The organism is Achromobacter sp. Marseille-Q0513, assembly GCF_018195695.1.
Taxonomy (GTDB): Bacteria; Pseudomonadota; Gammaproteobacteria; order Burkholderiales; family Burkholderiaceae_B; genus Achromobacter.
In genome coordinates this window covers 59271-79555 of the sequence record NZ_JAGTJY010000003.1, presented here as the reverse complement: position 1 = coordinate 79555, position 20285 = coordinate 59271, and the positions used below count along the sequence as shown (strand labels likewise).

Here is a 20285-nt window from a genome sequence, read left to right as displayed (position 1 = left end):
GTCCCGAATACGCAACGCCCATATCAGCATCGTGACCGATCCGAAGTCCCCAGAATCCCTCTTCCAGGTCCGCGTCTACTACGAAGACACGGACGCTGGAGGAGTGGTTTTCTACGCCAACTACTTGAAATTCCTCGAACGCGCTCGCACCGAGTGGCTGCGCGATCTGGGAATCAACCAGTCCGGCCTGGCCGTGTCAGAGCAGCGGCTGTTCGTCGTCAAGGCGCTGGACATGGCCTACCGCAAGCCGGCCCGGCTGGATGACTTGCTTACCATACGCAGCCGAGTCACACGACTGGGCCGAGCTTCGATACACTTCGCGCAGCGCGCGGAACGCGACGGGGAACTGCTTGCCGAAGGCAACATCCAAGTCTGCTGTGTCGACGCCGTTCAAATGCGGCCGGCGGAACTGCCGGCCGACCTACGCGCCAAACTGGGATCAATTCAGGAATAACCATGCAAGCCACCAACGACATGTCGTTGCTTTCGCTGATTTCGCACGCCAGCGTGCCGGTCCAGCTGATCATGCTGATGCTCCTGGGCATCTCGATCATGTCCTGGACCTACATCTTCGCCAAGCGCCTGGCCATCAAGCGCGCCGACTCCCAGACTCGCCGCTTCGAGGATGACTTCTGGTCCGGCGGCGACCTGTCCATGCTGCAGCAGGCCGTGGCCTCGCGCCGCGACGAACAAGGCGCCCTGGCCCGCATTTTCGACGCCGGCATGACCGAATTCCTGAAGGCTCGCCGCGGCGGCGGTTCCGGCGGCGACGCCACCGCCCTGCTGGACGGCCCGCGCCGCGCCATGCGCGCCGCCTACCAGCGCGAAATGGACTCGCTGGAATCGCACCTGAACTTCCTGGCCTCGGCTGGCTCGGTGTCGCCGTACATCGGCCTGCTCGGCACGGTCTGGGGCATCATGCACGCCTTCATCGGCCTGTCGAACATGCAGCAGGCCACGCTGGCCTCGGTCGCGCCCGGCATCGCCGAAGCGCTGATCGCCACCGCCATCGGCCTGTTCGCGGCCATCCCGGCCGTGGTCGCCTATAACCGCTTCACCAATGACATCGACCGTCTGTCGATCCGCTTCGACAGCTTCGTCGACGAGTTCCTGAACATTCTGCAACGGCAGGTGCGCTAATGCCCTCGGTAAGCTCGCGCGGCAGGTCCGGCCGCCGCATGAAGGCCGACATCAACGTGGTGCCCTACATCGACGTGATGCTGGTGCTGCTGGTCATCTTCATGGTGACCGCGCCCCTGATCACGCCGGGCCTGATCCAGCTGCCGTCGGTCGGCGCCGCCTCCGACGTGCCGGTCAAGCCGCTGGAAGTGCAGATCTCCGAAGACGGCAAGATCGCGCTGCGCATGCGCGAGCCTGGTGCGACGATGCAGGACATCGCCCGCCCCGAGCTGGTGGCGCAGGTGCGTTCGCGCATCACCGCGGAAACCCCGGTGGTCATCGCCGCCGACGGCAAGGTGCCCTACGAGACGGTCGTGAAGGTCATGGACGAGCTGCGCACCAACGGCATCACCCGCCTGGGCCTGCTGGTGGACCAGTCCGCCGGCGGCAACCAGCCCGCTCCCGCGAAGAAACGCTAACGCGACGCTCTCCCGCCGGCTCGCCGGCACGCAACGCCCATGACGCCACCCATCATTCGACACCGCAGCGGCCCCCCGGCCACGCCGCCCAACAATGACAACCGGAAAGCCCTGCTTCTGGCCTTGTTGGTGCACGCGCTGCTGCTGGCCGTGTTGATCTTCAACCTGAACTGGCGCACGGAAACGCCCGGCCCGGTGGAAGTGCAGCTCTGGGCGAACGGCAATTCGCCCGGTTCGCCGCCGCCCACGCCCGAGCCGCCCAAACCTCAGCCGCAGCCCAAGCCGCAACCGGAACCCGAGCCGCAGAAGCAGCCGGATCCTCCCCCGCCTCCGCCCGAGCCCAAGGTCCAGCCGCCCAAGTCGGAAGTCGACCCCGAGATCGCGCTGCAGCAAGCCAAGAAGAAGCGCGAGGAAGAGGAAAAGGCGCGCGAAGCCGCCGAGGCCGCCAAGGAAAAGGCGCGCCTCGAGGAAGAGCGCAAGCAGGCCGAGCTGAAGGAAAAGAAGCGCCTGGAGCAGGAACGCCAGGCCGCCGACAAGGCTGCCGCCGAGAAGGCCGCCGCGGAAAAGGCCGCGGCCGAGAAGGTCGCCGCCGAGAAGAAGGCCAAGGAAGACGCCGCCAAGAAGGCCGCCGCCGACAAGGCTGCTGCCGAGAAGGCGGCCGCCGACAAGGCCGCGGCTGAAAAGGTCGCTGCCGAAAAGGCCGCCGCCGAGAAGAAGGCCAAGGAAGAGGCCGCCAAGAAGGCTGCCGCCGACAAGGCCCTCAAGGACGCTTTCCGCAACGACGCGCTCGGCGCGGCCGGCATTCCGGGCGGCACCGCCGACCGCAACCAGACCGGCGGATCCGGTGGCCGCGACGCGGGCTATGGCGCCAAGGTCCGTGCCTGCGTGCAGCCGGGCGTCGCTTATCCGACGCCTCCCCGCAGTGGCGCTGACAACCCCACGGCGGAATACCAAGTAAAGTTGAATACTTCTGACGGCAAGGTCACCGCAGTTACGATTACCCGCTCTTCGGGCATCCCGGCGTTCGACCGCGCGATCGAAGCCGGCATCCGCCGCTGCAACCCCTTCCCGAAACCTTCGAATGGCCGCTACGAACCGAGTATCTACGGTGAGTACAGCATGTACTAATAGACAGGAGATTGCTGATCATGACTCCCGCCCATAGCCGAAGCGCCCCCCTCCTTGCGTTCTGGCGAACGTACGGACTGGCGCTGCTGCTGGCGTTCGCCAGCCTGCTGGCCGTCCGGCCTGCCCACGCGCAACTGCGCGTCGACATTTCCGGCACTGGCGCCACCCAATACCCGGTGGCCATCGCCGATTTCGCCGTGGACGATGCCCACGGCCGCGCCCTGGCCGAGGTGATCCGCGCCGACCTGACCCGCACGGGTCAGTTCCGCCTGATCAGCGCCGCCGGCGCCGCCCTGAACGTCGATTCGGCCATCTCGCATGACGACTGGCGCTCGAAGGGCGCCGACTTCCTGGCCTATGGCAGCATCGTGCGCGGCGCCGACGGCCGCTACGACGTGCGCTACCGCCTGGCCGACACGGTCAAGAAGGGTCAGCTGGACGGCGTGGCGTTCTCGGGCACCGAGCAGGAACTGCGCCGCGTCGCCCACCAGATCGCCGACCGCATCTACGAAAAGATCACCGGCGTTCGCGGCGTGTTCTCCACCCGCATCGCCTACGTGCTCAAGCAAGGCCCGACCTACGAACTGCAGGTCGCCGACGCCGACGGCCAGAATCCCCAGGTCGCGCTGCGTTCGCGCGAGCCGATCATCTCGCCCTCCTGGTCGCCCGATGGTTCGAAGCTGGCCTATGTGAGCTTCGAATCCGGCAAGCCGGTCGTGTACGTGCACACCCTGGCCACCAGCGCCCGCGTGCCCGTGGCCAACTTCAAGGGCAACAACAGCGCCCCGGGCTGGTCGCCCGACGGCACCCAGCTGGCCGTGGCGCTGACGCGCGACGGGTTGTCGCAAATTTACATCGTCAGCGCGGCCGGCGGCTCGAATATGCGCCGAGTTACGCGTTCTCCCGGGATTGACACCGAGCCGAGCTTTACGCCAGACGGCCGTTCCATTATCTTTACCAGTGACCGCAGCGGCGGGCCGCAAATCTATCAGACCGGCCTGGACGGTGGCGATGCTCGCCGCCTCACGTTTAATGGTGGTTACAACATCTCACCCCGAATTTCCCCCGATGGATCGACGTTGCTGTACGTTGCAAGACGCGACGGCGCGTTTCGAATCGCCTCGTTGAACCTGTCCTCAGGCTCCGAATCCTTGCTGACTGATGGTCGTGACGATCAGTCTCCGAGCTTCGCGCCGAATGGCATGCAAGTCCTCTACGCCGCCGTGCAGAACGGCCGTAGCGTGCTTGCGGGTGTGTCGAGCGATGGCCGCGTACGGCAGACGCTTTCGGTACTGAATGGGGAAATACGTGAACCGACTTGGGGCCCATTTACCCGATAACACGTGTGACTCTCTTTGCAAAGGAACTATCATGAAGTCGCGCATTGCCAAAAGCCTAACCATCGCCGCTCTGGCCGCCACCCTGGCAGCTTGCAGCTCCGTCCCTCTCGACGATAAAGCGGGTCAGGGCGGAGGCGCTGGCCAAGGACAGGCCTCTGGCCAGATCCTTGATCCCTTCAACCCCCAAAGCATCCTGGCGCAACAGCGCTCGGTATACTTTGACTTCGACAGCTACTCGGTGTCGGACCAGTACCGCAGCCTGGTGGAAACCCATGCCCGTTACCTGGCCTCGCACCAGCAGCAACGCATCAAGATCGAAGGCAACACCGACGAGCGCGGCGGCGCCGAATACAACCTGGCCCTGGGTCAGCGCCGCGCTGACGCGGTTCGTCGCATGATGACCCTGCTGGGCGTCAGCGACAACCAGATCGAAACCATCAGCTTCGGCAAGGAAAAGCCGAAGTCGAGTGGCACGTCGGAAGCCGACTTCGCGGAAAACCGCCGCGCCGATATCGTTTATCAGCGCTAAGCTTTTCGTATAGTCGATTGCCCCACGACGCGTCGGGACGGTCAGCCGGCCGTCCCGGCGTTTCTTTTTTCACCCGGGAATTTTCATGCGCGATAACGTTCTGTCCCTGCGTCCCCTGATTGCCTCCGCCGGTCTGGCGCTGGCCGCCCTGGCCGCTCCCGTCCAGGCTTTCGCCGACGACGAGGCCCGCCGGGCCATCCTAGACTTGCGCCAGCAGGTGCAACAGCAGAACGAACAGAACCAGCGCGCCCGGCTGCAACTGGCCGACCAGATCCAGGCCTTGCAGCAGGAAGTCGCCCAATTGCGCGACCAACTCGAACTCGTATCCCGCCAGCAGCCCGGCGCCAAGGGCGGCGGCGCGGCCGGCAGCGCCAACCCGCCTGGCGCGAATGCCGGCGATCCGCAGGAACAGGCCGCCTATGACGGCGCGATCGACCTGTTCCGCAAGGGCCAGTACAAGGAAGCCTCGGAATCCTTCGCCGCCTTCACCGCGCTCTATCCGGCCAGCCAGCTCGCTCCGAGCGCCCAGTTCTACCTGGGCAGCAGCCGCTACGCGCTGAAGGACTTCAAGGGCGCGATCGAGCAGCTCACCAGCATGGTCCAGAAGGCCCCCGACAACGCGCGCGCCCCCGATGCCCTGCTCGTCATCGCCGGCAGCCAGATCGAACTGAACAACCGCGCCGGCGCCAAGACGACGCTGCAGCGCATCGTCCGCGACTATCCCAGCGCGCCCGCCGCCGGCACGGCCAAGAGCCGTCTCCAACTGCTGCAGTAATGGCGGCAGCCGCGTCCGCGGTCACCGCCTATCGGCACATCCTGCGCCGCCGGGCAGGGCTCATCGCCCTGCTGCTGGCGGCGATTTTCATTGCGCTGCTGGCTGACTTCACGACGGGGCCTTCCGCCCTGTCCTGGAGCGAACTGTGGCGCGCGCTGAGCGCGCCCGCCGCAGCCGATCCCAGCACCCGCGTCATCGTCTGGGACATCCGCCTGCCCCAGGCCTTGATGGCCGCGCTGGTTGGCGCCGCGCTGGGCCTGGCCGGCGCCGAGATGCAGACCATCCTCAACAACCCGCTGGCCAGCCCGTTCACGCTGGGCGTGTCTTCGGCGGCCGCCTTCGGCGCCTCGCTGGCCATCGTGCTCAACCTGGGCCTGCCCGGCGTGCCCGCGGGCTGGCTGATCGCCGGCAACGCCTTCCTGTTCGCCGCGCTGGCGGCGCTGGCGCTGGACGCCGCGGCGCGCTGGGCGGGCATGAACACCCAGGGCGTGGTGCTGTTCGGCATCGCCATGGTGTTCAGCTTCAACGCGCTGGTGTCGCTGGTGCAATTCGTCGCCAGCGCCGAGGCGCTGCAGAACCTCGTGTTCTGGACCATGGGCAGCCTGTCGCGCTCCAGCTGGGCGTCGGCCGGCGCGCTGGCCATGGCCGTGGCGCTGGCCCTGCCGCTGGCCTTGCGCCAATCCTGGAAACTGACCGCGCTGCGGCTGGGCGAAGAGCGCGCCGCCAGCTTCGGCGTGGACGTGCGGCGCGTGCGGGTGGCAGCGCTGGCGCGCGTCAGCCTGCTGTCGGCGCTGTCCGTGGCTTTCGTCGGCACCATCGGCTTCATCGGCCTGGTGGCGCCCCATCCCGCCCCGCGCTGGCGCGGCGGGACCCTCCCCTATGCCGTCCCCGGCGGCCCCCGGAGGGGCGCCCCCCCCCTGGCCCCCGCCTCGCGGGCGCCCAAGACCCGGATGCCCGGCGGGACCACCCCGGCCGGCACCGTCCCCCCGCGGGCCGGCACCCCCTTCTTCGTGTGGGTGGTCATGCGCCGCCGCCTGCCATGAACACGGCTTGCGCCCACGCGCCCGCCATGCTCGAGGTGGACGGGCTGAAGGCCGGCTATGGCCGCCAGGACGTGCTGCACGGGCTGAGCCTGCCCGCGCTGGCCGCGGGCCAACTCACCGCGCTGCTGGGACCGAACGGCAGCGGCAAGTCCACGCTGCTCAAGACGCTGGCGGGCCTGGTTCGCGCGCGCACCGGAACGGCCCGCCTGGACGGCCGCGACCTCACGGCTGCCAATCCGGCCGAGCGCGCGCGCCATGTCGTCTACCTGCCGCAGGGCCTGCCCGCCGAAGTCCATCTGCGGGTGTTCGAATCTGTGCTGGTGGCCTCCCGCGCGGGCGACGGACTGGCGCCCTCGGCCAGTCCCGCCGAGATCGAGGCGCTGCTGGAGCGCCTGGGCATCGCCCCCCTGTCCCTGCACTATCTGGACGCGCTCTCGGGCGGGCAGAAGCAGCTGGTGGGCCTGGCCCAGGCCTTGATCCGCCGTCCGCGCGTGCTGCTGCTGGACGAGCCGCTGTCGGCGCTGGACCTGAATTACCAGTTCCACGTCATGCAATTGCTGCGGCAGGAGACGCGGCAGCACGGGCTGATCAGCGTCATCGTGCTGCACGACCTGAACGCGGCCCTGCAGCATGCCGATCAGGCAGTACTGATCCACCAAGGCCGGCTGGCGGGCGCCGGCGCGCCCGCGGATGTGATCACGCCGCAGGCGCTGGCCGCCGTCTATGGGGTGCAGGGACGCGTGGAAAGCTGCAGCCGGGGCCTGCGCCAGGTGCTGATCGACGGGCTGTTGGCGCATCCGCACTGACAGCCCGGCCGCGCGGCGGCCAGCGGGGTCAGGCGCGCTGCGCCACGTCCGCGACCGGCGCGCCGGTCATGTCGGCCAGTTGTCGCGGCGTCAGGTTGAACACCGCGTGCGGATGCCCGGCGGCGGCCCACAGGCTGTCGTACTGGAACAGGTCCTGATCCAGCAGCATCACCGGCTTGACCGCGTGGCCGATCGGGCAGACGCCGCCGATGGCGTAGCCCGTCATGTCCCGCACGAACTTGGCGTCGGCCTTGGCCAGTGCGCCCACCTGCGCCGACACCTTGGCCTCGTCCACCCGGTTGGTGCCGCTGGCGATCACCAGCACGGGCGCGTTGTCGGCGGCGCGGCGGAAGATGATCGACTTGGCGATCTGCGCCACCTCGCAGCCCAGGCCCGCCGCCGCTTCCGCCGAGGTCTTGCCGGTCTGCGGCAGGACCACCACGGGCTTGTCGTGGCCCAGCTCCAGCAGGAGGCGGGCGACACGTTGGGCGGATTCGGGCAAGGCGGCAAGGGACTCCGGGGACATCGGGACAGCTCCGATCAAATGAGTGTTCGCAAAAACCCGCCGGACGGCGGGCGATCCGCAATTAGCATATCAGCAGTTCACGGAGCAGCCGTTCCGGCCTCGGCGCCTCAAAGGGCGCGGCGCATCGGGCTAGAATGCGACCCTGGCCCTCCCAACCCTGCACCAATGCGTTCCGAACCCGTCCTGCCCCAGCAGACCGCCATCATCGGCGGCTATGCCATGTCCTACACCGAATATGGCAGCGGCGACCCGCTAGTGCTGGTGCATGGTTCGCTGTCGGACAGCCGCTACTGGAAATCGCAGATGGGCCCGCTGGGCCGCAACCGCCGGGTGCTGGCTGTCTGCCTGCGCCGGTACTGGCCGGAAGCCTGGAACGGCGAAGGCGGCGGCTTCTCGGTCGCGCAGCATGCCGAGGACGTGCTTGAGTTCATCGACCAGGTGGCCGGCGGACGCGCCGATCTCGTCGGCCATTCGCGCGGCGGCCGCGTCGCGCTGGAAGTCGCGCTGCGGCGGCCCGACGCCCTGCGCAGCCTGACGCTGGCCGATCCCGGCCTGCCGCTGCCCGGCGAAGACGATCTGCGCGGCAGCTTCCGCCAGGAAGCGCTCGCGCTGATCCGGCAAGGCGACGTGGACACCGGCCTGGCGCTGTTCGTGGACACGGTGACCGGCCCCAACACCTGGCAGCGCATGGTGCCCTGGTTCAAGGAAATGGTGCGCGACAACGTCGGCACCCTGTTCGGACAGGTCGACGAAAAGCCGCCCGTCCTGACCGCCGCACAGATCGGCAGCCTGGCCTTGCCCGCCCTGCTGATCGGCGGCGCCCTCAGCCCGCAGCCCTATCCCGCCGTGCTGGATGCGCTGTCGCGCTGGCTGCCGCAGGCTCGGCGCATCGATATCGCCGGTTCTTCACATGGCATGAACCTGGGTAATCCGCGGGCCTTCAACGGCGCGATCGACGAGTTCCTGAACGGACTGGGCTGAACCGTCCCGGCTCCGCGCCGGGCGCGCGCGACGCACGCGTCACGGCTCGACCGACGGCGTGTGCTTGAGCCGCCGCAACACGAACGTGGAACGGCTGTGCCGCACGCCCTTGAGCTTGTACAGGCGCTTGCGCAGGAATTCCTCGTAGCCCTCGGTGCCCGCGACCGCGACCTTGATCAGATAGTCGTATTCGCCCGTGACCAGGAAAGCCTCGACCACCTCCGGCAGGCGGGTGATCTCTTCGCCAAAGCGCGCCAGCGTGTCATCGTCGTGATGTTCCAGCGTCACCTCGATCATGACGGTATCCGGCAGGCCCAGCGCCTTCTGGTTCAGCAGCGCCGCATAGCCCTCGATCACGCCCGCCTCTTCCAGCGCCCTGACGCGATTCCAGCAGGGCGTGGGCGACAGCCCGACCTGCTCGGCCAGTTTCAGGTTGGTCAGCCGGCCGTCGGCGCGCAGCGCGCGCAGGATCTTGCGGTCGGTTTCATCGATTTTGGGTGGCGTGGACACGCGGGGCGCTCCTGCTTTGGAGAATATCTCTTCAAAACCAAATTCTAGAGGATATTAATTTTCCTTATCCGCTAGATCAGGCGTGAATACGGAAACCTATTTTGCGAATCTGCCGATAGACTCTCCATCAAGACGGGCACTACCCCGCCCGTCCGATCCGGCGCCCGAGCGGCGGCACAACCCCGCCCGGACACCGGCGATTCATCGCAGCAAGCCGCGCGCCGACCCGCGCGGCCGGACATCATGCCTCACACCGCAGCACCCGCAGCACGCCCCGGCCTGGGCCTTGCCGGCACGGCCATGCTTTTCAGCGCCCCCGCGCTTTTCGCCTCCAACATGGTGGCGGCCCGATGGGCCCACGACGCCGCCCTTCCCCCCGTTTTCCTGGCCTTCGGCCGCTGGCTGATCGCGCTGCTGATCCTGCTGCCGATCGCCGCGCCCGCGCTGTACCGGCATCGCCAGGCGCTGCGCCGCGGCCTGCCCTCGCTGCTGCCCCTGGCGGTGCTGGGCATGGGCGTGGCGGTGGCGCCGCAATACATCGGCGCCCAGAACACCAGCGCCACGAACATCGCGCTGATCTTCTCGTGCAGCCCCATCCTGGTATCGCTGCTGGAAGCGCTGATCTGGCGCAAGCCCCTGCCGGCCACGCGCGTGGCCGGCCTGTTGCTGGCGCTGGGCGGCGTGCTGACGGTGCTATCGCGCGGCGACGCCGATGTGCTGGCGCGGCTGGCCTTCGGCCAGGGCGATCTGTGGGTGCTGCTGGCCGCCACCGGCTGGGCCTTCTACACGGTGCTGCAAAAGCGCCTGCCCCAGCCCGCGGTGCCTGCCAGCGCCAAGCTGGCCGTGATGATGGCCGCCGGCGCGCTGGCACTGGCGCCCTTCGCCGCCGTTGAAACGCTGACCGGCGCCGCGCCGGCCTGGAGCGATCCGCGCCTGGCCGCCACGCTGCTGTTCCTGGCCGTCGTGCCCAGCCTGGGCGCGTACTACGTGTACGGCCGGCTGATCAGCCAGGCCGGCCCGGCCACGGCGGGGCTGTCGATGTTCCTGGTGCCGGTCTACGCGGCGCTGCTGGCCTGGCCGCTGCTGGACGAAGCGCCGCAGCTGTTCCACGCCTACGGCTTCGTGATGATCCTGCTGGGCGTGCGCCTGGCATCGCTGCGCGGGCGCGGCCGGACGGCAGCCGCCGCCGCCCCGGCCTGATCCGCCCGCGACGCGATCAGCGGCCGCCGCCCTTGGCCGCGATGACTTCCTGCATCACCTGGCGCGGCGCCTCGGCGTAGTGCTTGAACTCCATGGTGTAGGTGGCCCGTCCCTGCGTCAGCGAACGCAGGGACGTGGAGTAGCCGAACATCTCGGCCAGCGGCACCTCGGCCCGCACCAGCTTGCCGCCGCCGCCCGCGATGTCTTCCATGCCCTGCACCATGCCCCGGCGCGAGGACAGGTCGCCCATGACGTTGCCGGTGAAATCCTCTGGCGTTTCCACCTCGACCTGCATCATCGGCTCCAGCAGCACCGGATCGGCGCGCCGCATGCCTTCCTTGAACGCCATGGACGCGGCCATGCGGAAGGCGTTTTCGTTCGAGTCCACGTCGTGGTACGAGCCAAAGAACAGCGTCGCCTTCACATCCACCACCGGATAACCTGCCAGCACGCCGGCGTTGAGCGATTCGCGGATGCCCTTGTCCACCGCGGGGATGAACTCTCGCGGCACCACGCCGCCCTTGATCGCGTCGACGAACTCGTAGCCTTTGCCCGGTTCCTGCGGCTCCAGCTTCAACACCACATGGCCATACTGGCCACGGCCGCCCGACTGCTTGACGAACTTGCCCTCGACCTCGTCGCAGGTCTTGCGGATGGTCTCGCGGTAGGCCACCTGCGGCTTGCCCACGGTCGCCTCCACGCCGAACTCGCGCTTCATCCGGTCCACCAGGATCTCCAGGTGCAGCTCGCCCATGCCGGAGATGATCGTCTGCCCCGACTCTTCGTCGGTGCGCACGCGGAACGACGGATCCTCCTGCGCCAGCCGGCCCAGCGCGATGCCCATCTTTTCCTGGTCGGCCTTGGTCTTGGGCTCCACCGCCTGCGAGATCACGGGCTCGGGGAACACCATGCGTTCCAGGATGATGACGTGCGCCGGGTCGCTGAGCGTATCGCCGGTGGTGACGTCCTTCACGCCTACCGCCGCCGCGATGTCGCCGGCATAGACCTCGGTGATCTCGCGCCGCTCGTTGGCGTGCATCTGCAGGATGCGGCCCAGCCTCTCCTTCCTTTCCTTGCCGGGGATGTAGACGGAGTCGCCCGACTTCACCACGCCGGAATACGCGCGGAAGAACACCAGCTGGCCGACGAACGGGTCGGTCATGATCTTGAAGGCCAGGGCCGAGAACGGTTCCTTGTCGGTCGGATGGCGCTCGATCTCGCGGTCGCGCTCGTCGTGGCCCATGATCGCCGGCACGTCCACCGGCGACGGCAGGTAGTCGATCACCGCGTCCAGCATGGCCTGCACGCCCTTGTTCTTGAAGGCGCTGCCGCACAGCATGGGCACGATCTCGTTGGCCACGGTGCGGGCGCGCAGGCCCTGCTTGATTTCCTCTTCGGTCAAGGCCTCGCCGGACAGGTACTTCTCCAGCAGCGTCTCGTTGGCCTCGGCCGCCTTCTCGACCATCTTCTCGCGCCAGGACTCGGCCTCGGCCTGCATGTTCGCCGGAATGTCGCGGTACTCGAAGCGCACGCCCTGGCTGGCATCATCCCAGATGATGGCCTTCATCTTGACCAGGTCGATCACGCCCTCGAAGTGATCCTCGGCGCCCACGGGCAGCTGGATCGGCACGGCGTCGCCTTTCAGGCGCTCGACGATCTGGCGCTGCACGCGCAGGAAATCCGCGCCCACGCGGTCCATCTTGTTGACGAAGGCCAGCCGCGGCACCTTGTACTTGTTGGCCTGGCGCCAGACCGTCTCGGACTGCGGCTGCACGCCGCCGACGGAGTCGTACACCATGACGGCGCCGTCCAGCACGCGCATGGAGCGCTCGACCTCGATGGTGAAGTCCACGTGTCCCGGCGTGTCGATGATGTTGATGCGGTGCTCGGGATAGTTGCCGGCCATGCCCTTCCAGAACGCGGTGGTGGCGGCCGACGTGATCGTGATGCCGCGCTCCTGTTCCTGCTCCATCCAGTCCATCACGGCGGCGCCGTCGTGCACCTCGCCGATCTTGTGGGTGATGCCGGTGTAGAAGAGGATGCGCTCGGTGGTGGTCGTCTTGCCCGCGTCGATATGGGCGCTGATGCCGATATTGCGGTAAAGCTCGATGCGCGTCTTGCGAGTCATGGCCTCTTCCCTTGCTGTGTGCAGATGGGCGAAGACGGCAAGCCCGACCGGGCGTTGCCGCGGCGGGCGCGTAGCCGCGGCCAGATGCGTTGCGTACGGCGCGCCCGCACTTGCATCGCCAATATTACGCGCGGCGCGTCAGGCTGCAAGAGGGAAAGCAACAGGAACGCTGCACGGGGCGGACGAAACGCGCGGCCAAGCAAAAGCCCCTCCGGTGGGAGGGGCTTGATGCCCGCACGGGCGGCGCACTGACGGACGGCTGAAGCCGCCCGCGCGCTTACTTCTTGTCTTCCTTGACGCGATACACCAGCACGGCGGTGCTGGCCAGCGACAGCACCTTGGCGGTGACGCTGCCCAGCAGCAGGCGCGACAGGCCGCTGCGGCCGTGGCTACCGATGAAGATCAGGTCGCAGCCCTGGTCGGCGGCGGCCTGGACGATGCCATCGGCCACGTTGAAGTTGGACACGGCGCGCGACTCGGACTTCACGCCGGCGGTGTCGGCGCGATCGGTGATCTGCTTCAGGTACTTGTCGGCCTGCTCGGCCGAGGCCTTCTCGTAGTCTTCGTCGGTGATGGCATAGGCAGCCGCCATGCCGTCAAAGCCGATGGTGGCCGCGAAGGGCTGGGTCACGTACAGGGCAACGACTTCGGCGCCCACGGAGCGCGCGAACGAAATACCCGCGTTGGCGGCCTGCGCGGACAGCGGCGAACCGTCGGTGGGAATCAGGATCTTCTTGAACATCTTGCCTGCTCCTGGTTTGAGGACAGTCTCCATGCTACCGGAAAAACCCGCCAGGTTCGCATCAAGCGAACCTGGCGCCCTTGACGCCGATCAAGCCAGCTGCTGGGCGGCGGCGTAAAGATTGGTGCACCGGGTGCCCGTGCGGCAGTAGGCCAGCACCGGGCCGGGCAAGGTATGCAGCAGCTCGGCGAAACGCTGCACGTCGGCGATCGTCATGGCGCTGCCGACGACCGGCTGGTATTCGATCTGCAGGCCCGCGGCCAGAGCGGCCTTGGACACGTCCGCGGCCGTGGGCTGGTCGGGACCGCCCTCGAAATCCGGACGGTTGATGATGACGCTCTTGTAGCCGGCGGCGGCCACGTCGGCCATGTCGTCGGGGCCCAGCTGCGGCGCGACGGCGAAGTTCTCGGTAAGGGGCTTGATCGGTGCGGACATGGCGGTTCCTTCAGGTGGAGTGCTGCCCATTATTATTGCAGGAGAGGCCGGGCGTGAAGAGTTTTTCCAGCTTGGCCCAGATGTCATTGTGGTCCACCATCGTGACGGAAAAACGCACCATGGCGGACGGCGCCTGCGACGGCGAGAACAGCGTGCCCGGCGCCAGCAGCAGGCCCTGGTCGGCCGCCTCGCGCGCCAGCACCTCGCTGTCGCGTCCGCAGTCGGCCCACACGAACATGCCGGCATGCGGTTCGCGCGGCACGGTCAGACCCAGCGCCGTCAGCCCTTGCACGCAGCGCCGGCGGGCCTCGTCGACCCGGGCGCGGACGCGCTCGGCGTGGCGGCGGTATTGGCCTTCCATCAGCACGCGGTGGATGACCCGCTCGCCCAGCTCCGGCGAGGTCAACCCGGCCAGCATCTTCAGGTCCGCCAGCTTCTGCAGGATGTCGGGGTGCGCCGCCACGTAGCCCACCCGCAGGCTGGCGGCCAGCATCTTGGAATAGCCGCTCACCAGGATCACGCGCCGCAGCCGGTCCAGCACGGCCAGCTTCATGGCGCCGCCCGGATGCAGATCGCCGTAGGTATCGTCCTCGACCACCAGGAAATCGTGACGTTCCGCGATGCGCAGGATGTCGTAGGCGATGCCGGCCGACAGCGTATGGCCCGTGGGATTGTGGACCGCGCTGTTGATGATGAAGAGCTTGGGCTTGTGCTCGGCGGCCAGCTGTTCCAGCAGCGCCGTGTCCGGACCGTCCGGTCCGCGCGGCACGCCGATCAACCGGGCGCCAAACGCCGCCAGCCGGCCGAAAATCAGGAACCACGCGGGATCCTCGACCAGCACGGTATCGCCGGGCTTGACCAGGTGCCGCGCGATCAGGTCCAGCGCGTGCGTGACGCCGTTGGTGGTCAGCAGATTGCGTTCGGGATGGGCGGGCACGCCCTCGCTCTGCAGCGATGCGGCGATCTGCTGGCGCAGCGGCAGGAAGCCCTGCGGGTGGCCGTAGGACACGAGCTGGCCGCGCACCGACCTGCCCACCGCGCGCACGGCGCCCGCCACCATTTCGGGATCCAGCCAGTCCGGCGGCAGCAGGCCGGCGCCGCCCGGCATGCCGTGGGCGGACGTCTCGCGGAACATGCTGCGCAGCAGCCAGGCCACGTCCACCCTGGCCGGCGCGGCCAGGGTATTGGCAGGCGCGGGCGCGGCGGCGGCCAGGGGGCCGCTGCGGGCGCGCACGAAAAAGCCCGCCCCGCGCCGCGACTGCACCAGCCCGCGAGCGACCAACCGGTCGTATGCTTCCACCACGGTGAAGCGGCTGACGCCGGATTGCTCGGCCATCTTGCGGATGGATGGCAGGCGGGTGCCGGGGCGCAGGCCCTGTTCGTCGATACGGCGGGCCAAGCCCTCGGCCAACTGCGCCACCAACGTGGCATCGGCCTGGCGCACGGGCTGCCAGGGCAGGGTTGAAGACGTGGCGGGAGCGACTGTCATGGGATTACCACCAGGCCAGTTGATAAAGTGAGTTGCCAAAGTGTACCGGTACTGTACCGATGACTATGCGTAGAGTGACAGCAATGCCGCCGACCCGCAAGTGCGCGTCCGGCGGCTCGCCCCATCGCGCAGACATTTCCGTAAGCGAATGCCGGGCACCCATAAGGACCGCAACATGAGTTTGATCCCCGCCAGCTGGGCCGACGTGCCCCTCACCTCCCTGTCGCTGCTCGGCCCGTTGGCCCTGTTCGCGCTGGTCAGCTCGATCACGCCCGGACCCAACAACGTGATGCTGGCCACGTCCGGGCTGAATTTCGGCTTCCGCCGCACCATTCCGCACCTGCTCGGCGTGAGCATCGGCTTCACGCTGATGGTGTTCCTGGTCGGCATCGGCCTGGGCTCGGTGTTCCAGCAGGTTCCTTCGCTGTACACCGTGCTGAAGTACGCCGGCGCGGCCTATCTGCTGTACCTGGCCTGGAAGATCGCCAATGCCGGCGAGATGAAGGACGGCGTCAGCCGCGCCAGGCCCATGACCTTCCTGCAGGCCGCCGCGTTCCAGTGGGTCAATCCCAAGGCCTGGGTCATGGCGGTGGGCATCATCGCGACCTACACGCCGCAGGCCAGCTTCTTCGCCAATCTGGTCATCGCCACCGTGGTCTGCGGGCTGGTCAACCTGCCCAGCGTCGGCGTCTGGGTCACCTTCGGCACCGCGCTGCGCCGCGTCTTGCACAAGCCCGCCGCGATCCGCGCCTTCAACGTCGGCATGGCGCTGCTGCTGGTGGCCTCGCTGTATCCAATCGCGCTGGACCTGCTGCGCTGAAACCCGTCAGTGGGCCAGCAGGCCGGCCACCACGGCCGGCGTGACCAGCACGTTGAACAGGCCCGCCATCACCATCACCAGGCCCGCGACCGCGCCCTCCTCGGCCGCCAGCTCGCGGGCCTTCGCGGTTCCCGCGCCGTGCGCGCCCATGCCGAACAACGCGCCGCGCGCCAGCGCGGAACGCAGCGGCAGCCAGCCGCGCACCAGCTGCCCGATCGCCGCGCCGGCCACGCCGGTCACGATCACGAACACGGCGGTCAGATCCGGCACGCCGCCCACATGCGATGACACCGTCATCGCGAACGGCGTGGCGACCGAGCGCGGCAGCAGGCTCAGCCGCAGATCCGCCGGCAAATCCAGCATGCCGCCCAGCAGCCAGGCGCTGACGCCGGCGATGATGCTGCCCACGGCCACCCCGGCGGTCAGCACCGGCCAGTAACGGCGGATCAGCGCGCGCTGCTGGTACAGCGGCAGGGCGAAGGCCACGATCACCGGACCGAGCATGGCGGTGAGCCAATGCGATCCCGCCATGTATTCCCGATATCCCGTGTGCAGCGCCAAGGCCAGTGCCAGCAGCAGCGCCGGCGCCAGCACCAGCGCCGACGTCCACCAGCGCGCATGGCGCCGGTACGACAACCGCGCGCAAACATAAGCCAGCACCGTGGCCGCCGGCCAGAACACCAGATGGAATTCAGGACGCATGGCGGTTCATCCAGCGATGGCACAGCTCGATGGTGATCGCCGTGCCCGCCATGACCAGGGCGGTGCCCAGCACGATCACCAGCAACAGCTTCAGGCCCAGCATGCCGATGAATTCGCGGTGATCCAGCAGCGACATCACCGCCGGCACGAAGAACAGCAGCATCTCGCCCAGCAGCAGGCTGGCGCCGCGCTGCAGGTTGCTGGCGCGCAGCAAGCGCGAAGCCAGCAAGGCCAGCACCAGGCCCAGGCCGATGACGCCGCCGGGCAGCGGCAGGCCGGACCAGCCGGCCAGCACCTGGCCAAGCAGGGAAAACAGGATCAAAAGCCCGATTTGCAGCAGGCGGCTGCGGCGCAGGGCGATGCGCGCGTATAGAAGACGACGGGACAAGAACATATGAGGATTCCTACGGCCCTTTCGTTTTACGCCCGCCGGACACATAGATAAAATGAATTCGATGAATGCATAGAATTCTATTTAGGAATACCCATGGAATTGCGCCCCTTGCGCGCCCTGGTCGAGGTTGTCCGCCAGGGCGGCTTTTCCCAGGCCGCCAAGACCATCCACGCCACGCAACCCACGGTCAGCAAGGCGATCAAGCAGCTGGAAGACGAGCTTGGCATGCCATTGCTGGACCGCCAGGTCTACCCGCCCCGGCTGACCGAGGCCGGCGAAATCGTCTATCGACGCGCCTTGTCGATGTTGGCGGAACGCGACGATCTGCGCGCCGAGCTGGATGCGCTGCGCGGCCTGCAGCGCGGCGTGCTGCGCCTGGGCCTGCCCCGGCTGGGCAGCAGCTCGCTGTTCGCGCCCTTGTTCGCGCGCTTTCGCAGCCGCTATCCGCGCATCGAAATCAGCCTGGTGGAACACGGCAGCCGGCGGCTGGAAGAGATGGTGATGGCGGGCGAGATCGAACTGGCCGCCACGCTGCGTCCGGTGCCCGACAACTTCGATTGGCAGCCGGTGGCGCGCGAACCGCTGATCGCGCTGATGCCGGCCGATCATCCGCGCGCCCGCGCGGCCGCGGTCGGCCTCGTCGAGCTGCGCGACACGCCCTTCATCCTGTTCGAGACGGGTTTCGCGTTGAACCGCATCATCCAGGATGCCTGCCAGCGGGCAGGCTTCACGCCCACCGTCGCGGCGCGCAGCGGGCAGACCGACTTCATCGTCGCCCTGGTCGCCGCCGGCCTGGGCGTGGCCTTCCTGCCGCGCATCAAGGCCGACGAGGAAACCCACGCCGGCGTCAGCCGCGTGCCGTTGCGCGATCCCGGCACCGATTGGGAAATGGTGCAGGTCTGGCGCCGCGGCGGCTATCTGTCGCACGCGGCGCAGGCCTGGCTGGCGCTGACGCGCGATCCGCGTCCAATCACGCAGTAGGCAAGTACATTTGGACACCAGGCGCGCGCCGAGCCCGTGCGCGCCCGGGGTATGCTCTAGCCGCCCTTCCGGCGCCCTGGGGAACCACCCTTGGCGCCCAACCGTCATACCAAACATGCCCGCCTTGTCCCGCCCCGCCTTCCGCCGCCTGATCGGCGTCGCCGTGCTCGCCACCGCCAGCGTCGTCGGCTGCACACAGCTCGACGCCTGGCAACGGCAAAGGATCTTCGCGCCCGAACCCCAGCCCCAGACCTGGTGGCGCGAACCTGCCGCCGGCACCGAGGTCTTCGACCTGGATGTCGGCAGCGGCGAACGCGTGCGCGCCTGGTACTGGCAAAGTCCGCGCGCCGACGCACCTACGGTGCTCTACCTGCACGGCGCGCGCTGGAGCCTGAACGGCGCCGCCTTCCGCATCGAGGGCTGGACCCGCATGGGCTATTCGGTGCTGGCGATCGACTATCGCGGTTTCGGCGCGTCCACGCCGCGCCTGCCATCCGAGACCACCGCGCAACAGGACGCCGTCGCCGGCTTGCGGGAGCTGGCCCGGCGCCAGCCCGACCCGTCGCGCCGTTTCATCTACGGGCACAGCCTGGGCGGCGCCATCGCCATCGACCTGGCGTCCCGGCCCAACCAGCCGCCGTTCGCCGGCCTGATCGTCGAATCCAGCTTCACCAGCATCGGCGCGATGCTGGCGACGATGAAATGGGGCAAGCTGCCCGGCGCCAGCCTGCTGATCACGCAGCCCTTCGATTCAATCGAGAAGGTGGCGCTGATGCGCACGCCCATGCTGTTCATGCATGGCACCGCCGACCGCGTGGTGCCACACACCATGAGCGATCAACTGTACGAGGCGGCCCACAACGTCACGCCCGGCCTGAAGCGGCTGGTGAAGATCGAAGGCGCTTCGCATTCGGGCGCGTTCCGCAGCGGCGCGCAGTACGAAACGGCGGTGGGCGCCTTCATGCGCGACGCCTCGCGGGCCTACGGCCGCAAGCAGGGCTAGCCGCCGCCCGCGCGGCTGGCCACTTTTCCTTCCACGCACGTTCCGGGAAAACCCGCCTCGGGTAAGCCCGCCTCGGGTTAGCCCGCCTCGGGTAAGCCCGCCTCGGGAAACTCCTCAATAAAAATATCTACTAAATATATTTGTCGAATATTAGACTTGCCTCCAGTCCGAAACCTCGCCATTGAGGCACCGGCATTCCGAGGAGAATCAAGTTGGGCAACGTGCGCTGGCAGGGCGTGTTTCCTGCCGTAACGAGTAAATTCCACGCCGACGAAACGCTCGACTTCGACGCGATGCGCAAGCACTTCGGCTTCCTGATCGACAACGGCGTGCATGGGCTGGTGACCTGCGGTTCCCTGGGAGAGGCCAGCACCCTGACGCTGGAGGAAAAGCTGGCGGTGACGCGCTGCGCGCTCGAAGCCAGCGCGGGCCGGATCCCGGTGCTGGCCAATGTATCCGAGACCAGCACCCGCGAAGCGCTGCGCTTCATCAAGGAAGCGGTGGCGCTGGGCGTGGACGGTTTCATGCTGATGCCTTCGCTCATCTACGTGGCCGATGCGCGCGAGGCCATGCAGAGCATCCGCACCATGGCTGAAGCGGCGCGCAAGCCCTGCATGATCTACAACAACCCCGTGGCCTACCGCGTGGACCTCAAGCCCGAGCACATGGCCGAACTGGCCGATTGCGAATGGCTGGTGGCCATCAAGGAAAGCAGCGACGACATCCGCCGCATCACCGATCTGCGCAATGCGCTGGGCAACCGCTACCAGCTCTTCATCGGCGTGGACGATCTGTCATTCGAGGCGCTGGCCCTGGGCGCCGACGGCCTGCTGGCCGGCCTGGTCACGGCATTCCCGCGCGAGACCGTGTCCCTGTATGAACTGATGAAGGCCGGCAAATGGCAGGAAGCGCTGGCGCTGTACCAATGGTTCACGCCGCTGCTGCACCTGGACGTCTCCACCAAGCTGGTGCAGAACATCAAGCTGGCCGAAACGCTGGCCGGCGTGGGCAACGACCACGTGCGCCGCCCCCGGCTGCCCCTGGTGGGCGCGGAACGCGAGCGCTGCGCCGCCATCATCCAGGCGGCGCTGGCCAAGCGGCCCGCGCAGTACCAATCCAAGTAGACCCCGCCGTCCCTTGATCCGCCGTGACGAC

Annotated in this window: 23 protein-coding genes; 15 read left to right on the top strand and 8 right to left on the bottom strand. The window is 67.9% G+C overall.

The window, feature by feature from the left end:
- Positions 1-31: 31 nt before the first annotated feature.
- The 9 genes from ybgC to KDH83_RS01680 all read left to right on the top strand — a co-directional run bounded on the left by ybgC (position 32) and on the right by KDH83_RS01680 (position 7219).
- Positions 32-454, top strand: a complete 423-nt coding sequence (gene ybgC, locus KDH83_RS01720; RefSeq protein WP_103272453.1) for a tol-pal system-associated acyl-CoA thioesterase — start codon at positions 32-34, stop codon at positions 452-454.
- Between the two features lie 2 nt (positions 455-456).
- On the top strand, positions 457-1140 hold the full coding sequence (gene tolQ, locus KDH83_RS01715; protein WP_103272452.1) for a protein TolQ: 684 nt from the start codon (positions 457-459) through the stop codon (positions 1138-1140).
- Positions 1140-1598 carry an ExbD/TolR family protein gene (locus KDH83_RS01710; protein WP_006388741.1) on the top strand — a complete coding sequence of 153 codons (459 nt, stop codon included), beginning with the start codon at positions 1140-1142 and terminating at the stop codon, positions 1596-1598. Before tolQ ends, KDH83_RS01710 begins: the two co-directional genes overlap by 1 nt.
- A gap of 39 nt (positions 1599-1637) precedes the next feature.
- Positions 1638-2726 carry a cell envelope integrity protein TolA gene (gene tolA / locus KDH83_RS01705; RefSeq protein ID WP_212312391.1) on the top strand — a complete coding sequence of 363 codons (1089 nt, stop codon included), beginning with the start codon at positions 1638-1640 and terminating at the stop codon, positions 2724-2726.
- 20 nt (positions 2727-2746) lie between these two features.
- Positions 2747-4066, top strand: a complete 1320-nt coding sequence (tolB, locus tag KDH83_RS01700; RefSeq protein ID WP_212312390.1) for a Tol-Pal system beta propeller repeat protein TolB — start codon at positions 2747-2749, stop codon at positions 4064-4066.
- 31 nt (positions 4067-4097) lie between these two features.
- On the top strand, positions 4098-4595 hold the full coding sequence (pal, locus tag KDH83_RS01695) for a peptidoglycan-associated lipoprotein Pal (protein ID WP_212312389.1): 498 nt from the start codon (positions 4098-4100) through the stop codon (positions 4593-4595).
- A gap of 85 nt (positions 4596-4680) precedes the next feature.
- Complete coding sequence (ybgF, locus tag KDH83_RS01690; protein ID WP_212312388.1) at positions 4681-5370, top strand: tol-pal system protein YbgF; 690 nt, start codon at positions 4681-4683, stop codon at positions 5368-5370.
- Complete coding sequence (locus KDH83_RS01685) at positions 5370-6413, top strand: iron ABC transporter permease (RefSeq protein WP_212312386.1); 1044 nt, start codon at positions 5370-5372, stop codon at positions 6411-6413. The genes ybgF and KDH83_RS01685 overlap by 1 nt, the downstream gene beginning before the upstream one ends.
- Entirely contained in the window at positions 6410-7219 is an 810-nt protein-coding gene (locus tag KDH83_RS01680; RefSeq protein ID WP_249204755.1) for an ABC transporter ATP-binding protein, read from the top strand. The genes KDH83_RS01685 and KDH83_RS01680 overlap by 4 nt, the downstream gene beginning before the upstream one ends.
- A 28-nt stretch (positions 7220-7247) precedes the next feature.
- Here the strand turns inward: KDH83_RS01680 and KDH83_RS01675 are convergent, their stop codons facing one another.
- Positions 7248-7745 (bottom strand): YbaK/EbsC family protein, encoded by a 498-nt coding sequence (locus KDH83_RS01675; protein WP_212312384.1) that lies wholly within the window; start codon positions 7743-7745, stop codon positions 7248-7250.
- Positions 7746-7910: 165 nt separating this feature from the next.
- Between KDH83_RS01675 and KDH83_RS01670 the strand changes: the two genes are divergently transcribed.
- A complete protein-coding gene (locus KDH83_RS01670) occupies positions 7911-8726 on the top strand; it encodes an alpha/beta hydrolase (RefSeq protein WP_212312382.1) in 816 nt (271 codons plus the stop codon).
- A gap of 39 nt (positions 8727-8765) precedes the next feature.
- Here KDH83_RS01670 and KDH83_RS01665 read toward each other — a convergent pair whose 3' ends face one another.
- On the bottom strand, positions 8766-9236 hold the full coding sequence (locus KDH83_RS01665; RefSeq protein WP_212312380.1) for an Lrp/AsnC family transcriptional regulator: 471 nt from the start codon (positions 9234-9236) through the stop codon (positions 8766-8768).
- Positions 9237-9536: 300 nt separating this feature from the next.
- Here KDH83_RS01665 and KDH83_RS01660 point away from each other — a divergent pair, with 300 nt between their 5' ends.
- Positions 9537-10436, top strand: a complete 900-nt coding sequence (locus tag KDH83_RS01660) for a DMT family transporter (protein ID WP_212312378.1) — start codon at positions 9537-9539, stop codon at positions 10434-10436.
- Between the two features lie 16 nt (positions 10437-10452).
- On the opposite strand, the gene fusA is transcribed toward KDH83_RS01660, so the two are convergent.
- The 4 genes from fusA to KDH83_RS01640 all read right to left on the bottom strand — a co-directional run bounded on the left by fusA (position 10453) and on the right by KDH83_RS01640 (position 15230).
- Positions 10453-12564 carry an elongation factor G gene (gene fusA, locus KDH83_RS01655; RefSeq protein ID WP_212312376.1) on the bottom strand — a complete coding sequence of 704 codons (2112 nt, stop codon included), beginning with the start codon at positions 12562-12564 and terminating at the stop codon, positions 10453-10455.
- A gap of 277 nt (positions 12565-12841) precedes the next feature.
- Positions 12842-13306 carry a universal stress protein gene (locus tag KDH83_RS01650; RefSeq protein ID WP_103272441.1) on the bottom strand — a complete coding sequence of 155 codons (465 nt, stop codon included), beginning with the start codon at positions 13304-13306 and terminating at the stop codon, positions 12842-12844.
- A 90-nt stretch (positions 13307-13396) separates the two neighbouring features.
- A complete protein-coding gene (locus KDH83_RS01645) occupies positions 13397-13741 on the bottom strand; it encodes a TIGR01244 family sulfur transferase (RefSeq protein WP_212312375.1) in 345 nt (114 codons plus the stop codon).
- Between the two features lie 10 nt (positions 13742-13751).
- Positions 13752-15230, bottom strand: coding sequence for a PLP-dependent aminotransferase family protein (locus tag KDH83_RS01640; RefSeq protein WP_249204754.1), 1479 nt, complete (start codon positions 15228-15230; stop codon positions 13752-13754).
- A 175-nt stretch (positions 15231-15405) separates the two neighbouring features.
- Here KDH83_RS01640 and KDH83_RS01635 point away from each other — a divergent pair, with 175 nt between their 5' ends.
- Entirely contained in the window at positions 15406-16050 is a 645-nt protein-coding gene (locus KDH83_RS01635; RefSeq protein WP_212312374.1) for a LysE family translocator, read from the top strand.
- 6 nt (positions 16051-16056) lie between these two features.
- On the opposite strand, the gene KDH83_RS01630 is transcribed toward KDH83_RS01635, so the two are convergent.
- Together KDH83_RS01630 and KDH83_RS01625 are read right to left on the bottom strand one after the other, a co-directional pair.
- Positions 16057-16752, bottom strand: coding sequence for an LrgB family protein (locus tag KDH83_RS01630; protein WP_212312373.1), 696 nt, complete (start codon positions 16750-16752; stop codon positions 16057-16059).
- Positions 16742-17146, bottom strand: a complete 405-nt coding sequence (locus KDH83_RS01625; protein ID WP_212312372.1) for a CidA/LrgA family protein — start codon at positions 17144-17146, stop codon at positions 16742-16744. The genes KDH83_RS01630 and KDH83_RS01625 overlap by 11 nt, the downstream gene beginning before the upstream one ends.
- A 93-nt stretch (positions 17147-17239) precedes the next feature.
- On the opposite strand from KDH83_RS01625, the gene KDH83_RS01620 reads away from it, so the two are divergent.
- The 3 genes from KDH83_RS01620 to KDH83_RS01610 all read left to right on the top strand — a co-directional run bounded on the left by KDH83_RS01620 (position 17240) and on the right by KDH83_RS01610 (position 20254).
- On the top strand, positions 17240-18127 hold the full coding sequence (locus KDH83_RS01620; RefSeq protein WP_212312371.1) for a LysR family transcriptional regulator: 888 nt from the start codon (positions 17240-17242) through the stop codon (positions 18125-18127).
- A 115-nt stretch (positions 18128-18242) separates the two neighbouring features.
- Positions 18243-19130 carry an alpha/beta fold hydrolase gene (locus KDH83_RS01615; protein ID WP_212312370.1) on the top strand — a complete coding sequence of 296 codons (888 nt, stop codon included), beginning with the start codon at positions 18243-18245 and terminating at the stop codon, positions 19128-19130.
- A 212-nt stretch (positions 19131-19342) separates the two neighbouring features.
- Complete coding sequence (locus KDH83_RS01610; RefSeq protein ID WP_212312369.1) at positions 19343-20254, top strand: dihydrodipicolinate synthase family protein; 912 nt, start codon at positions 19343-19345, stop codon at positions 20252-20254.
- The last annotated feature ends 31 nt before the right edge of the window (positions 20255-20285 follow it).